The organism is Maricaulis sp. (assembly GCF_017642925.1).
Classification (GTDB): Bacteria; Pseudomonadota; Alphaproteobacteria; order Caulobacterales; family Maricaulaceae; genus Maricaulis.
The window spans coordinates 169424-184988 of record NZ_JAEPOL010000004.1; the positions used below are offsets into that span (position 1 = coordinate 169424).

Annotated in this window: 7 protein-coding genes; 3 read left to right on the forward strand and 4 right to left on the reverse strand. The window is 65.8% G+C overall.

The genetic code is table 11. The features are described from left to right. The first annotated feature begins 54 nt into the window (after positions 1-54). On the forward strand, positions 55-3033 hold the full coding sequence (locus JJ918_RS04960) for a TonB-dependent siderophore receptor (RefSeq protein WP_291884080.1): 2979 nt from the start codon (positions 55-57) through the stop codon (positions 3031-3033). Between the two features lie 59 nt (positions 3034-3092). Here the strand turns inward: JJ918_RS04960 and JJ918_RS04965 are convergent, their stop codons facing one another. Genes JJ918_RS04965 through JJ918_RS04975 form a run of 3 tightly spaced genes read right to left on the reverse strand, consistent with a single transcriptional unit; the run spans position 3093 to position 7456 of the window. Continuing rightward, positions 3093-4298 (reverse strand): HlyD family efflux transporter periplasmic adaptor subunit, encoded by a 1206-nt coding sequence (locus JJ918_RS04965; RefSeq protein ID WP_291884083.1) that lies wholly within the window; start codon positions 4296-4298, stop codon positions 3093-3095. 12 nt (positions 4299-4310) lie between these two features. Further along, entirely contained in the window at positions 4311-6713 is a 2403-nt protein-coding gene (locus JJ918_RS04970) for an FtsX-like permease family protein (protein ID WP_291884085.1), read from the reverse strand. Beyond that, positions 6707-7456, reverse strand: a complete 750-nt coding sequence (locus JJ918_RS04975) for an ABC transporter ATP-binding protein (RefSeq protein ID WP_367277639.1) — start codon at positions 7454-7456, stop codon at positions 6707-6709. Before JJ918_RS04975 ends, JJ918_RS04970 begins: the two co-directional genes overlap by 7 nt. Positions 7457-7659: 203 nt before the next feature. Here JJ918_RS04975 and JJ918_RS04980 point away from each other — a divergent pair, with 203 nt between their 5' ends. Both JJ918_RS04980 and JJ918_RS04985 read left to right on the forward strand, forming a co-directional pair. After that, entirely contained in the window at positions 7660-10707 is a 3048-nt protein-coding gene (locus JJ918_RS04980; protein ID WP_291884091.1) for a S8 family serine peptidase, read from the forward strand. 145 nt (positions 10708-10852) lie between these two features. Further along, a complete protein-coding gene (locus tag JJ918_RS04985; protein ID WP_291884093.1) occupies positions 10853-13453 on the forward strand; it encodes an EAL domain-containing protein in 2601 nt (866 codons plus the stop codon). Here JJ918_RS04985 and JJ918_RS04990 read toward each other — a convergent pair whose 3' ends face one another. Beyond that, on the reverse strand, positions 13454-15538 hold the full coding sequence (locus tag JJ918_RS04990; RefSeq protein WP_291884097.1) for a S9 family peptidase: 2085 nt from the start codon (positions 15536-15538) through the stop codon (positions 13454-13456). Positions 15539-15565: the final 27 nt, after the last annotated feature.

Here is a 15565-nt window from a genome sequence, read left to right on the forward strand (position 1 = left end):
ACCGCGCGTCGGGGCGCGAATGCGCCTGTCTCAATCCATGCCTACGAGGGAAAAATGAGCAGACACTACAGACACTTGCCTGGATTGCGCAAAGCGCTGCTGGGCGGCGTTGCGCTGAGCCTTGCCGCCGCCAGCGCGCCTGCACTGGCGCAGGAAGAGCCGAACTCCGACAATGATATTGTCGTGGTCACCGGCACGCGCATCCAGTCGCCCAACGTGGTCTCCAGCAGCCCGGTGACATCGGTCAGCGAAGTCGAACTGGAATTCCAGCAAGAAGCGAATATCGAGCGGATATTCCGCAACCTTCCATCGACGATCCCCGGCGATGGCCAGAACGTCAACAATGGCACCTCCGGCGCCGCATCGATCAACCTGCGCGGCCTCGGGACCAATCGCAGTCTGGTTCTGGTCGACGGCAAACGCCTGACACCGTTCTCGCTGACCGGCACCGTCGATACCCAGACCATTCCCGTGAACATGCTCGAACGGGTCGACGTGGTCACCGGCGGGGCGTCCGCGGTCTACGGCTCCGATGCCATGTCCGGCGCGATCAACTTCATCCTGAAGAATGATTTCGAAGGCGTGGAGTTGAGCTATGAGGGCCGCGCATCGGAACAATCGGACGGCGAACAGCACAATCTGTCCGTCCTTCTGGGCACCAATCTCGACAATGGTCGCGGCAATGTCATGGCCAGCCTGGGCTATACCCAGCGCATGGGCGTGCAGTTCGGCGATCGCCCGTTCGGGCTTGTCGGCGTCTCGTCGACCAACGGCTCCGGTCTGGGCGGCGCTCCGTTGCTGCCCGAAGAGGCAGACTGCCAGTCACCGAATGGGGTGGACGACACGGCCTCCGGCTCCACCACCGCCATTCCGACCGCGCTGGACCTGCCGGGGCAGACCCTGCAATTCCGCAATGACGGAACGCTGGGACCGCGCTGTTCCCGCTTCAATTTCAACCCGTTCAACTACTATCAGACGCCGCAGGAGCGCTTTAATCTCGATTTCGTCGGCCGCTACGAGATCAACCGGCATTTCGAGCTCTACGGCCGCGGCAATTTCACCGCGACTAACGTGACCCAACAGATCGCGCCCTCCGGCGTGTTCGGCAATGTGTTCACTGTGCCGCTGATGAATCCCTTCCTGTCGGCCTCGGCCCGCCAATCGATCCTGGACCAGATCAACAGCTTTGCAACGAATGCAGGGGTCGGCGTGTTCGATCCGACGACCGGCGCGATCGACAATAATTCCAACGGTGTCTTCGATCTCAACGACTCCATTTCGGTGCCGATCCGCCGCCGCACGCTGGAACTGGGCACGCGGTCGGAAGCCTTCGATGCCAACCAGTTCCATCTCGTGGCCGGTCTGCGCGGTGATCTGTGGGGCGACTGGAGCTATGACCTGTCGTACCAGCACGGTGAATCCGACCGGACCCGTGTGCGCGCCGGCTACACGAATGTGACCAATATCGCGACGGCGCTGAACACGGTCGACGCGACGACCTGTATCACGCCGAACGGACAGGTCGGCCCGTCGACCTGCGTGCCGCTGGACCTGTTCTCCGGCGGTTTCGGGATCATCACCGACGCCATGGCGGGTTATGCCTCGGTCACCGCTTTGCTGCAGGAGAAGACGACGCAAGACATCCTGTCAGCTTCGGCAAGCGGGCCGGTGTCCGGCTGGCAGATGCCCTGGGCAGACAATCCGGTCGACGCGGCGTTCGGGATCGAATACCGCCAGGAAACGGCATCGACCCTGCCGGACAACTGCCTGCAGACCCCGCCGACCAGCTGTCAGGGCGGCGCCGGCGGCAATGTGCTGCCGGTCTCCGGTTCCTATGACGTCTACGAGGCCTTCGGCGAGATGTTCATCCCGCTGGCCGAGGGGCGGCCCCTGTTCGAAGACCTCAATGTCGAGCTGGGCTATCGCCTTTCGGACTATTCCATCTCGGGCCAGTCGGCGACCTGGAAGGCCGGTATCAACTGGTCTCCGGTCGAAAGCCTGCGTCTGCGGGCCATGCTGCAGCAGGCCAACCGTGCCCCGAACATCAGCGAACTGTTCAGCCCGATCACGACGGGCCTGTCCAACGCGACGTTCGACCCCTGCTCGGCCGGCAATCCCAACCCGATCGACGCCAATCTGCGCGCACTGTGCGAAGCGACCGGCGTGCCGCCGGCGCTGGTCGGCGTCGTCGGCGACATCGTGTCGGGACAGGTCAACCAGTTCGGCGGCACCCAGCCGAACGCACTGCCCGGTCCGGAAACGGCCGAAACCCTGACGCTGGGCCTGGTTTGGTCGCCCAGCCTCAACCTGCCCCGCGTCACCGATCCGCTGATCTCGATAGACTACTACGATATCCAGATCGACGACTTCATCGGAACGTTCTCCGGACAGGAGGCGATGGATGCCTGCTACGTCCTGGCCGATCCGGTCGGCTGTGCCGGGATCGTGCGGATCAATGGATCGCTGGCGACGTCGGGGGCCGGCCTTCCCGGCTACAACACCAATCTGACCTTCCGCCGGGCCGAGGGGATCGAGATCAGTGCCAATACAGGCTACGACCTGGGCAGCTGGGGTAATCTCGATGTCAATCTCAACGCCAACTACTACCTGACCAACGAGCTGCAATCGGCGCCCTTCTCGGCGGTGGTCGACTGCAACGGGTATTACGGCACGACCTGCGATCCGGTGCCGCAACTGCGTATCGTTCAGCGCACAACGTGGCGCTTCGACGATGTCGAACTGTCCTACCTGTGGCGTCACCTGTCCGGCATGGACGCGCAGACAGGAGAGGCCGCAAACCTGTTCCCGGCCTTCCGTTCGATCGAAGCCTACGACTACTTCGATCTCGCCGGGTCCTACCGGCTGAACGACAATGTCCGTTTCAACGCGACGGTCACCAACATCTTCGACGAGGATCCGCCGGTCATCGGCAACTCGACGGGGACGACCTCGTTCAACTCCGGCAACACCTTCCCCAGCCTCTATGACGTGCTGGGCCGGGTCTACACGGTGGGTGTGACGGTCAACTTCTAGGCCCCAACCAGCCGGCACATCCCTGTGCGGCGGCCCGGTCTTTCGGGCCGCCGTTCTTTTTATTCCGGATCGCGCAGCTCCACGCTGACGCCGTCGGACAGGCCCGCACCGGGATAGAGGATGATGCGGCGGCCCGGCTCGATCCCCGACAGCACCTCTGCGGTCTCGCCATTGTCGTGGCCGATCTCGACCGGTGTCAGACGGGCCCGGCCCTCCTCGACCCGGTAGACGGCCCAGCTGCCATCCTCGCGGAACAGGGCCGCGACGGGCACCTGAACCGCCTCGCCGGTCTCCCACACGGTGATCGCCGCCTCGACCCGGTAGCCATGACCCAGCCGCCGCCAGCTGTCGGCCGGCGCGTCGAAATCGAGGATCACATTGACCCGCTGCTCCTCGACCCCCAGCGCCGAGACCTTCAGGAAGCCATAGGGCTCGACCCGGCGCACGCGCGCCGGTAACGGATCGTCTCCCGCACCCCAGTCGGTGATCCGGGCCGCGGCACCGGCTTCCACCTGCACGGCTTCGGTGGAGAGGAATTCCGCCACGACCTCCAGATCCGCCGGATCGCCGATCTCCATGACGACAGCCCCCGGCGCGAGCGGTGTTTCGCTTTCCTGCAACACCCGCAGCACGACACCGCCGATGGGCGCCCGGATGTCCAGCACACTGCCATTGCCGCCCGGCGCATCGTCCGGCGCGAGCAGCCGGACACGCGCGGCTTCCACCTCCGCCTGCCGCATATTGACCGAGGCCCGCGCCCGATTGTCCGCTGCCCGGGCCGCGCGCAGCTCGCTGGCCACGCGATCGAGTTGCGCCTGGGAGGCGATGCCGCTGTCGAACAGCGAGCGGATACGCGCATGTTCCGACCGTGCGAGCTCCAGCGTGGCGGCGGTGCTCTCGGCATCGGCGCGGGATGCGGCGAGGCCGGCCTCGGCGAGATCGACCGCGGCGCGCGCCTCGGCTTCGGTACGGGCATCCAGGAAAGCCGGTTCGCTGGGCAGGAGACGGGCGACCACATCGCCCGCCGCAACGGCATCGCCGGCTTCGGCCGCCACCCGCAGCAAGCGGCCGCCGACCGGGGCTGCGACGGCATAGACATCGCGGATCCGCGTCCGCCCCTCATCGCTCACCGTGACCGACATGGGCCCGCTCATCACCTCGCCCATATCGACCGGGACAGGCCGCGGGCGGAAAGCCAGAACCAGAAGAACGATGACGATCAGGGCGGCCAGTCCCCAGAACACGGTTCGAAAGCTGAGTTTCATGCGAACGATCTCCTATTCGCCGGACTTGAGCACGGCGACCATGTCCAGCTTGTCCAGCCGGGAGCGGATCATGAGGGCGGACGATATCGCGATCACCAGCACCACACCGGCCGCATAGCCATAGGTGCGCGGGCTGATCACGAAGGGCAGGCGGAACAGGTCCGAACTCATCGCCTGGGAGAAGCCCCAGGCCAGCCCTGTTCCCGTGAGTGCGCCGACTGGCAGGGCCAGCAGCGTCAGGATGGCGATCTCGCCGAGCAGCACATAGGCGACCTCGCCACGCGTGAAACCGAGGACGCGCAGGACGGCGAGTTCATGCTCGCGTTCGGAAAACGAGATCCGCACACTGTTGTAGACCACACCGATCGCGATCAAGGCCGCGAACCCGGTATAGATGACGATCGAGGTGCCCAGGCTCTGGTCCAGCAGCTCGACGAACCGGTCCTCGGCCTCGCTCTGCAGCGAGACGCCGGCAATGCCCGGCGTGTCCTTGAGCCGGGCATAGAGCGTGCGGGTTTCATGGGCATCGACCCGCAGGGACGCCCCCGACAGCACCCGCCCCTCGCCCAGCAGGCGGTTCAGGTCGCCGATCTCCATCTGCAGTCCGGAACCGACCAGGGTCGTGGTGACGGCCGAGACCGGCAGTTCGAAGACCGGGCGCTGCCCTTCGGTGACCTCGATCTCGATCCGGTCGCCGGCGGCTATGGACAGCTTGTCGGCCAGGTCCTGCGACATGACCAGGGCGCCCGGCGGCGCCTCGACGCTGCGATTGTCCAGATCGACCATGCGCGACAGGCGTGCCCCGCGCGGCACACCGGACAGCGCCGTGCGTTCCTCGGCGGCGCCATGCCGCAGCCGCACCGCCACCTGGCGCACAGGCTCGGCCTCGATCACGCCCGGCATGCGGCGCAGCGAATGAAAGGCCTCCCAGGAGCGCGGCTCGACAAAGGACACGGAGACGTCCTGCCGGTTGGCGCTGTTGAAATACACGTCGATCATCACGTCGACACTGTCGAGGAAGAAGAGCGTTCCGATCAAAAGCCCGCCGGACACGGACACGCCGGCCAGGGTGAAGGCGGAGCGGCCCGGCCAGCGCAGGATCTGCCGGAACACCATCCGGGTCTGGCGATCGAGCATCCGCCAGCGCGTCAGGCCGGCGCCGATGGACTTGGAATAGTCCGGCGGCGGCGGGGCCCGCATCGCCACGGCCGGATCGAGCCGGGCCGCCCGCCAGGCGGCCAGGGCGCCACCGCCGCCCACGGCGAGAGCCGTCACGAGACAGGCCGACAGGTAGACCCCCGCCTCGAGACGGAAGATCAGGAAGGGGAAGTGGTAGTATTCGGTATAGAGCGCCGCCATCTGCCGGCCGAGCCAGGTGCCCAGGCCGAGCCCGATCGCCAGGCCCAACGCCCCGATGGCACCGGCGAACTTCACATAGTGCCAGACCACATCGCCATCGTGATATCCGAATGCCTTGAGCAGGCCGATCTCGGTCCGCTCCATCGCCACGAGCCGGGTGAGGACGACATTCACCAGAAAGGCGGCCACGGCGAGAAAGATCGGCGGCAGCACCCGCGCCATGGTCGACAATTGGGTGATCTCGCTGGAGATGAAGGCGTCGGAGATCTGCTGCTCCCGGCCGTAGGCACCCGGCGCACCATAGGGCGCCAGCAGCCGGTCCAGGGCGCCGGTCACTGCGGCCTCGGGATAACCCGGCTCGAGCGTCACGACGGCCTCGGTAAAGGCACCGTCACGGTCGACGGCCTGGGCGAGGGCCTCTCGCCCCATCCAGACGACACCGAACAGGCGTGCATCCGGCACAAGCTGCCCCGGCGCCACGGCATAGACATGCTCAGGCGAAAGCGCGATCCCGACAATCCGCAGCGACTCCCGTCCGCCATGCAGCGTCAGGGAGACCGTGTCCCCGACGGCAATGCCGTGCGCCCGGGCAAAGGCGTCCAGCAGAACGGCCTCGTCGCGCTGGCCGCGGCGCGGCAGACGGCCTTCCGTCAGATGGATGTGATTGACGGCGGGGCGGCCGCTGTCCGGCAGGGAAATCGCCTGGCCGCTGGCCGGTGCGTCCATGCCGGGAATGTCGAACAGGACATGCGATGTCACCCGCGTCTCGGCCGCGGCCACGCCGGGAATGTCGCGGATGTCAGCCAGGAGCCGGTCGGGCGCCCGCACCACCGGAGCCCAGACATCGGCAAACCGGTACCGGTCGTAATAGGCGCGCCGGGTTTCCTGCAGCGAGTCGAGCATACCGGCCGCCACGACATGAACCGCGATGCCGGCGGCGACGACAAAGGCGATCGCGAGGGCCTGCATCTTGGTTGCCCAGAGATCGCGCAGGAGTTTGCGGTCGAGCTTGCGCGGCACCAGGCGCGCCATGTCGAACCGCCCGCCGCCTACCATGCCAGATCCTCCGGATTGGCCCGTTCGGTGTTGACGCGGACTTTGCCGACCTGCCCGTCGGAAAAGGTGATGACGCGATGCGCCATGTCCGCGACGCCGGCATTGTGGGTGATGATGATCGTCGTCGCGCCCAGTGTCTCGTTGACCGTCTTGAGCGCCTGCAGCACGCGGATGCCGGTCGCACTGTCCAGTGCACCGGTCGGCTCGTCGCACAGCATGACTTCGGGCCGCTTGGCGATCGCCCGCGCGATCGCGACACGTTGCTGCTCACCGCCGGACAGTTCGGCCGGAAAGTGATCCGCGCGCTTTTCCAGCCCGACCAGTTCGAGCGCCTCGCCTGCGGACAGACCGTTCTGCGCGATCTCCGTCACCAGCTCGACATTTTCCCGGGCCGTCAGTGAGGGCATGAGATTGTAGAACTGGAAGACGAAACCGACATGCCGGCGCCGGTAGAGGGTCAGCGCCCGGGTCGAGGCCCGGGTGAGATCCTCGCCCCGGAACAGGAACTCGCCGCCGGTTGCCCGGTCCAGACCGCCCAGTATGTTGAGCAGTGTGGACTTTCCCGACCCGGACGGTCCCAGCAGGACCACCAGATCACCCTCGGGAATCTCCAGATCGACCCCGCGCAGGGCATGCACGGCAGACGCACCGCTGCCATAGACTTTCGTCAGGCCACGCGTGCGAAAACACGCCGTGTCCCGGTCTCGACCGCTCTGGCCCTGCGTGTCCTGCATGGGCTCCATCCACCCTTCACCGGCTCTATATACCACGATGCGGCAAGCGGGGTGTGCGCCCGGACGCCGCAGAGTTCCGCCTCGCGCCGAGGGCCGCACACGCTGTCGGGTCCGACGTATAAAATATCGAGCATAAATTGCGCCTCGCCCCTAGCCGAGCCCCTGAAAGCTCTGTTAATACTTCATTAACGGGCCAAGCGAACGGGATGTCCATGAAACGTCAGTTGTTGAGCGGTGCGGCTGCGACCGCGCTCGTCATGTCTTCCGCCATCTTCAGCCAAGGTGCCCTGGCCCAGGAAACGGCCAGCCAGGGCCCGGTCCAGGCGATGGGTGGGGACATCAATCCTTTTGGTGGCGACATCAACCCGTTCGGCGGGGACATCAATCCCTTTGGCGGCGACATCAACCCGTTCGGCGGGGACATCAATCCCTTTGGCGGCGACATCAATCCGTTCGGCGGGGACATCAATCCCTTTGGCGGCGACATCAACCCGTTCGGAGGGGACATCAATCCCTTTGGTGGCGACATCAACCCGTTCCAGGCTGCGCAGAGCCCGTACTACGGTTTCGTCAGCCCGTTCTGGGGGAATGTGAAGCCCTATTGGGGTGACATCAATCCCTTTGGCGGCGACATCAATCCGTTCGGCGGGGACATCAATCCCTTTGGTGGCGATATCAACCCCTTCGGCGGGGACATCAATCCGTTCTGGGGTGACCTCTCGACCGTGGGCGGCGACATCAATCCCTTTGGTGGCGACATCAATCCGTTCTGGGAAACCGCCGGCGGTGTCTGGGGTGTGATGAATCTCGGCTGGGACCAGATCGATCCGGAAACCGGCGACTACCAGCCGATCGCCGACGGTCTCAATCTGATCTTCGACGAGGCGGAAAACGTCTTCGGCGAGGCCATCCAGAGCGCGACCGGAAAGTCGATGAACGAGGCTTTCCTCAACGCGCTGCTCGACGATTTCGGCATCGATCCGGCCGATCCGGCCTCTCTGGCGAGCATGGATGCCGCCGACCGGTCCGAGTTCTTCCTGACCTTCTACGACAATCTGATGTCCTATACCGGTATCGACCATGTCGATCACTGGATGGCCGCAACCAACTGGTACCCGGCGCTGTCGCAGATGTATGGCGGCGGCGATCGCGTCCGCGTCGGCCTGATGGATTTCTCCACGCGGTCCGGCGACGGTTATTTCCAGCTCAGCCAGGGCGATTTCGGCTCGCGTGACTTCCATCACGGCGCCGCGGTCCGCAGCCTGATCAACGCACCGCTCGACGGCACCGGCGTGATGGGTGTTGCCCAGAATGCCGACCTGATCTCCTTCGACCCGTATGACGACACCCAGACCACCGACTGGGGCACGGTCGAGCTGGGCATGAGCTATCTCGCCCTGATGCAGACGGACATCGTCAACCTATCGATGGGCGTATCCGGCTGGACGCTGGCGCCGGAGTGGGAGCGTATCTTCACGAGCCCCTTCGTGCGCCTGTTCGGCGACGACACGCTCTTCGTGCTGGCCGCCGGCAATGACGGCGCTGCCCAGACGGTCGATGTGGACTGGACCGGCGTCAACGCCGTCGACAATCTTCTGATTGTCGGTTCCGTCGATCCGGGCGGCCATATCTCCAGCTTCTCCAACCGTCCGGGCGATGCCTGCCTGACGGTGCGGGGCAGTTGCCAGCCCGGCCATCGCCTGATGGATCGTTTCCTGGTCGCTCCGGGCGAGCTGATCCTGGTCGATGATGGCGATGGCGGTGTGGTCCGCGTGTCCGGCACGTCCTTCGCCGCACCGCTCGTTTCCGGCGCCGCCGCGCTGGTCAAGGGGCATTGGGGCTGGCTGGAAGGCGCCGACCTTGCCGATGTCCTGCTGCAATCCGCCACCGATCTGGGCGATGAGGGTGTCGACGCCGTCTACGGCCACGGCCTTCTGAATGTGGCCGGTGCCATGGCGCCCATCGATGCCGGCGATCTCTATGTCATCGACCGCCGCGGCCGCCAGGTTTCCGCCAGCGACGTGATGATCGATGGCGGCCGCCTGCGTTTCCGCTACGGTTCCAGCGACACCGTCGTGCTGTTCGAGAACGTCAACGACACCTTCCGCGACTTCGAGATTTCGGTGGACGCGCTGACGGCGGGCTCCAGCCTGTCCGACAATGTCTCGAGCATCTATGCCGAGACCTATATCTACGAGCGCACCACCGGCAGCTCGGGTGCCAGCTTCACCGATGCCGGCATGATGGACCGTCCGGTCCTGCGCCGCGGCAATCTGGAAGTCACCGCCTTTGCCGGTGCCACCGATCTGCAGGGCCGCGGCCTGTCGCGCGAGCTGGGCTTCCAGACCGGTCTGCGCTTTGCCGACCGCAGCACCGGCCGCGACGTCATGCTGGGCGTTGGCGAAGGGGCGCTCGCCCTGACAGGGAATGACGGGTTCGGCCTGTTCTCGGATCATCGTCCGGAAACCGGCGGCGTAAACCCTGTCCTCGGCTTCGCATCGGGCGGTATCTTCGCCGCCAGCGGTTTCCAGCTCTCCGAACGGACGCGCCTGACGGTCGGTTCAACCATGAACCAGGAAGAGCGGACCTACCTCATCCCCGGCACGGGCGAGGAGCGGCCGCTGCATGACGGTCTGGATGCCTATCAGGCGATGGCGCTTAACGTGGCGATCGAACACCGTCTGACGGATACGACCACCCTGCATGGTGCCGTGACGCAGCTGCACGAGAGCACCGGCCTTCTGGGGGCCCAGGGCACCGGACCGCTCGACTTCTCCGGCGGTGCCGACACCAGCGCCTTCTCGATGGGTGTGGACACCGCGCTTACGCCGCGCCTGCGGCTGAGCGCTTCGACCACGGCCGCCGTGACCCGTCAGACCGCGTTCGACAGCGGCCTGCTGGACCTTGACGACAATATCGTCTCGACCGCGGCGCAGATGAGCATCCAGTATTCCGGCATCGCCGGTGAGGCCGACGCCGTCCGCGTCAGCCTGATGCAGCCGCTGCATGTGGAGACGGGTTCCCTGCGTTACACGGCGGCCCGTGTGACCGACCGGGAGACCGGAGCGCTGGGCTTTGACAGCCAGGTCTGGGAACTGGGCGGCGAGCGTCCGCTCTATACCGAATTCCTGTATTCCACGCCGCTGCCCGGCATCCTGGGCGAAGCCAGCCTGTTCGCCCGCCAGCAGGTCGCCGGCAATGCCTTCGACCGGGCCCGGAACGATCTGGCCGCCGGCGCCAGCTTCCGCATGCGTTTCTAGAGACGGCCTCCGCCCACCGGCGGACGTGATTTGCAATACAAATCAAGGCCCTTTCGCAATCGCGAAGGGGTTTTGGTTTATATTAACTTGCATGCCCTAACTTCCGGCGTGGTGGACCTGCCGAGTTGGGGAGGCAAGTGAGTCAATGCAGCGGCTAATCCTGGCGATGGCGGGCGTGTGTCTGCTGCTCGGGGCAGTGTGCGGACCTGCGTTCGGTCATATCCGCACGGACGATGTGCCGCCGGCAAACAGCTATCGTCAGGCCGTTGAATCGGCCCAGGCGGTCATGATGGCCTCGCCGCAGGAAGCGCTCGAACGCGCCCGCACGGCCGAAGCCTTGATCCCCACCATCACCGATTTCACCGATCCGGCGACGGCCCAGGCAACGGTCTGGTGGCTCCAGGCCGAAGCCCTTCTGCGCCTGGCCCGGTTCGAGGACGCCCTGCCCGTCGCCGAACGCGCGCTCGAGGCGCTGGGCCAGAACCCGCCCAGCAGCAAACTTCACGCGGATATCCTCACCGCGCTCGGCCGCATCAACAAGATGCTGGGCGGCCATGGCGAGGCGCTGGAAAACTACCAGAATGCCTATGACATCTACCGCGATATCGGCGAGCCGCGCAGCGAATCCATCACCCTGCAGGGCATTGCCTCGCTCTATACCGATGCGCGCCAGTACGAGCGCGCGGTCGAGTATTTCCGTCACGCCCTGGAACGCTATCAGGACCCGGCGCTCGGCCTGTCGGCCAACAATAATATCGCCAATGCGCTGACCCAGCTGGAACGTTACGACGAGGCGGAACTGGCCTTCGAAGCGGCGCTGACCCTCGCGCGCGACATGGAGAGCGCGTCGCTGGAGGCCCGCATCCTCGAAAACCTGGCGATCATGCAGACCGAGGCCGGGCATTATGACGATGCCACCGCCAGTATCGACCTGGCCTTCGAACGTGTCAGCGACATGCCGGATCTGGAGTGGACACGCTTCTTCTGGGGCGTGCGTTCCGAGATCGCCTATGCGCGCGGCGACATCTCGACCGCGATCGACCACATGGAACGCGTGTTCGAAGGACGCGACCTGACCACGACCACGCAGGCCTACATCACCTATCACGAGATGGCGGCCCAGCTGTATGAGTCCGAAGGCGACTGGCGTCAGGCGATGGCGCATCTGCGCGCTTTCAAGCGCCTCGATGACGACCGCGCGGAATTCGCCGCCTCCGCCAATACGGCCCTGATCAATGCGCAGTTCGACTTCGCCATCCAGGAAATGGAAATCGACCGGCTGCGGATCGAAGGCCTGCAGCGCGAGCTCGCCCTGCAGAGCTCGCGGGCCAGCCAGCGCGTGATCGTCGCGACCGCGGCACTGGCCCTGGTGCTGATGCTGCTGATCGTCGCCGTTGTACGCCAGCGCTCGGCCAAGGAGCGCGCCCGCATCCTGGCCCGCACGCTGTACGAGGATTCCCAGACCGGCCTGCCGTCGCGCGCCGCGCTCGAGCGCAGCCTGGAAGAGCGGGCCGTGCGTTCGGACGTGCCGCCGAATGTCATCGCCCTGCAGCTCAATCGCCGCAAGCATCTGGAGAGCGTGCTGGGCTTTGGCAAATTCGCCGAGATCCAGGCCCGCATGGCCGCCCGCCTGCGCGAGATCGAACCGGTCGACACGGTCTACAGCATCTCGCCCGGCATGCTGGGCATTCTGGCGACCTGCCGTACGGCCGACGACGCACTGGCGCTGGCCCGTGCCTGTGTGGAACGGCTGGCCGAGCCCGTCCGGATTGCAGACCTGGATATCGATGTCTCCGTCCGCGGCGGTGTCGGGATCGGCGACGATCCGGAATTGTGCATCCGCCACGCCACGATCGCCGTGCACCAGGCGCAGCAGCATCGCGAGGCCGCAGCCCTGTTCGACGCCGGCCAGTACGGCGATCCGTCGCGCAATCTCACCCTGATGACCCGCATGCTCCAGGCGACCCGGTCGGGCGATATGAGCATGCACTACCAGCCCAAGCTCAACCTGCGCACCGGCCGCTACCAGTCCGCCGAAGCGCTGTGCCGCTGGTTCGATCCGCAGCAGGGCTTCATTCCGCCGGCGGCCTTTATCCACCAGGCCGAGGAGATGGGGCATATCCGCGCGCTCACCGAATGGGCCATCCAGCGGGTGATCGACGACCAGCGCCGCTTTGCCGAAGCCGGTCACGATATCTGCATTGCGACCAATATTTCCGGCGCGCTCGTCTGCGATACCGACTTCGTCAATATCGCCCTCGACCTGATCAGGACCGCCGCCGGCCGGATCACGTTCGAGATCACGGAAACCGCCGTGATGGACGATCCGGAACTGGCCATCGCCAACCTCAATCGCATCAACGAGGCGGGCGTGCGGCTGTCGATCGACGATTATGGTTCGGGCCTGTCCTCGCTGGCCTATCTGCGCACACTGCCGGCGCGCGAGCTGAAGCTCGACCGGGCCTTCGTGCAGCATGTGGCGACCTCTGAACGCGACCGCATGGTGGTGAAGTCCACCGTCGACCTCGCGCACAATCTGGGTCTCGACCTCGTCGCCGAAGGTGTCGAAGACGAAGCCGGCCTGGCGATCGTGAAACTGCTGGGCTGCGACTGGGCGCAGGGCTTCGGCCTGTCCAAGCCGCTGCCGGTGCCGGAACTGGTGGCCTTCCTCGACGCGGCCAAGGCGGCGGGAGCCGTCAACCTGCCGGCCCCCACCTTCACCCCGCGCCAGATCGGCACGCGTTAGTTACGCACCGTCGTCCTCGTCATCGGGATCGACCGGTAGGGGCTGCCACTCATAGGCCTCGCGTCCCAGATGCCGGGCATACCAGTCCAGTTCGGCATTGATGCGGAACAGGCGGTGCGACAGGTCCGAGAAGGAATGCCCCTCGCCCGGCGCCAGGTAGAGCCGCGTCTCGACACCCAGATTGCGCAGCGCCTGGTAGAGCATGATCGATTGTGACGGGTGCACCCGTTCGTCATCCTCACCGGCAAAGATCAGGGTCGGTGTGGTGACGCGGTAGAGATCCCGCAACAGGGATTGCGGCTGGAACACGGTTTCCAGCGCCCCCTCGGCCCAGGCATCGGCTCCGAACAGCAGACGGCGCGCCTGGCGGGTATCGCTGGTGAGGTGGTGCACCGCCCAGTCGACAGCCCCGGCCCCGGACGAGGCTGCACGGAAACGGTCGGTCGTGGTGATCAGCCGGTTGGTCATGTGACCGCCGGCGCTCCAGCCCGACATGATCAGCTGATCCGGATCGGCACGCCCCGTCTCGACGAGATAATCGACCCCGCTCATCACATCGCGGTCGGCATGGGCGAAATAGGTGCCGTGCATGGCCTGCATGAAGGCATCGCCATAGCCGGTGCCGCCGCGATAATTCACCCACAGCACGCCATAGCCCTGCCCCGTCATGACCGGCACATAGCGGCCCCATTTCCACATGCCGAACTCGTCGGCCGAACGCGGCCCGCCATGGGCCTGCACCACCAGCGGCGGCGGACCGTCGCCGGTATGGACCAGCGGCGGGAAGTAGAAACCCTCGATCACCTGGCCGTCATGACTGTTCCAGCGGATCAGCTGCTGCTCGGGCAGGTGATAGGGCGCGACGATGGCCGCGCCGATCGTCGTCAGGCGGGTTTCCGCACCGTCGGCCGTGATCCGCCAGAGATCGCCATTCGTCGCCGGCGTTTCGAACAGGGCGACGGCATTGCCCGCCGCATCCAGCGACCAGTCGGCCAGGTGCCGGTCGTGCAGCGACAGCGCCGTCACCTCGCCGCTTTCCGCATCGATCCGCACCAGGCCGGAGCGCACACCGGCCTGCACCGCCATGACCAGGGTCTCGCCATCGGGCAGCCAGGCCATGCCGTCGACTTCGAAATCGAACCCCTCGGTCAGGATCCGGCTCTCATTGGTCTCCAGATCGATGACGACGAGATTGTTCTGCACATAGTCGAGCCCGGCGCCGCTGACGCGGGCCTTGTAGGCAATCCGCCGGCCATCGGGCGACAGGCGGGCATTGCTTTCCATCCAGTTGTTGGCGGTGATGCGGCGGAACTGGCCGCCCGGTTCGGGCGTCTCGCTGATCCAGAGTTCGCTGTCATAGGCGGAGTCCAGATCGGCGGCCGGCGCGATGCGGATCAGCACGGCACCGCTGGCGGCGACATCATAGCTGCGCACCGACCAGTCGCCCTGCGTCATGCGCTGGCGCGCACCGCTGTCCACATCGACCCGCCAGAGATGACGGTGACGCGTGGTCTCGAAATAGGGCTCGATCAGCTCGACCCGGTCACGCCGGTCGCGCTGCTCGTCGCTGAGATCGTCGGTCGCCAGGTAGTAGATGAACTGCCCGTCCGGCGACCAGGACATGCTCTGCACAGCGGTGGGGTGGCGGGTCAGCCGGCGCAGATCGCTGCCATCGGCATTGGCCAGGAAGACCTCGTCTTCCTTGCGCCCCTCCGGCGGCTGGTCCGCCGCCAGCATCCGGCCATCGGGCGAGAAGGCCACCGTATCCGCTTCGTCGAAGCCGGACAGATAGCTCAGCTGGCCGGAGGCGATATCGAGAACCCAGTAACGGTCGGCGCGTTCGTCCTCGGCCCAGTCGGCATGGGTCATTGTGACAATGGCGCGCTGACCGTCATCGGCCAGCGAGACTTCGCTGATATGGCGAAGCGCCACCATCTCGACCGGTGTCATATACCGGTCGGCCGCCGGGATTTCCGGCCGGGCTGCGAGCGTTGCAGGCAGCGGGTCTTCGGCGAAGGCCGGGTGCAGGGATGCGCTCGCAGCCAGCATCGCGGCCACGGCGGAAAAAGCAAAATGACGGAACATGGTATCCTCGCGACGCCTTGCCGGCGC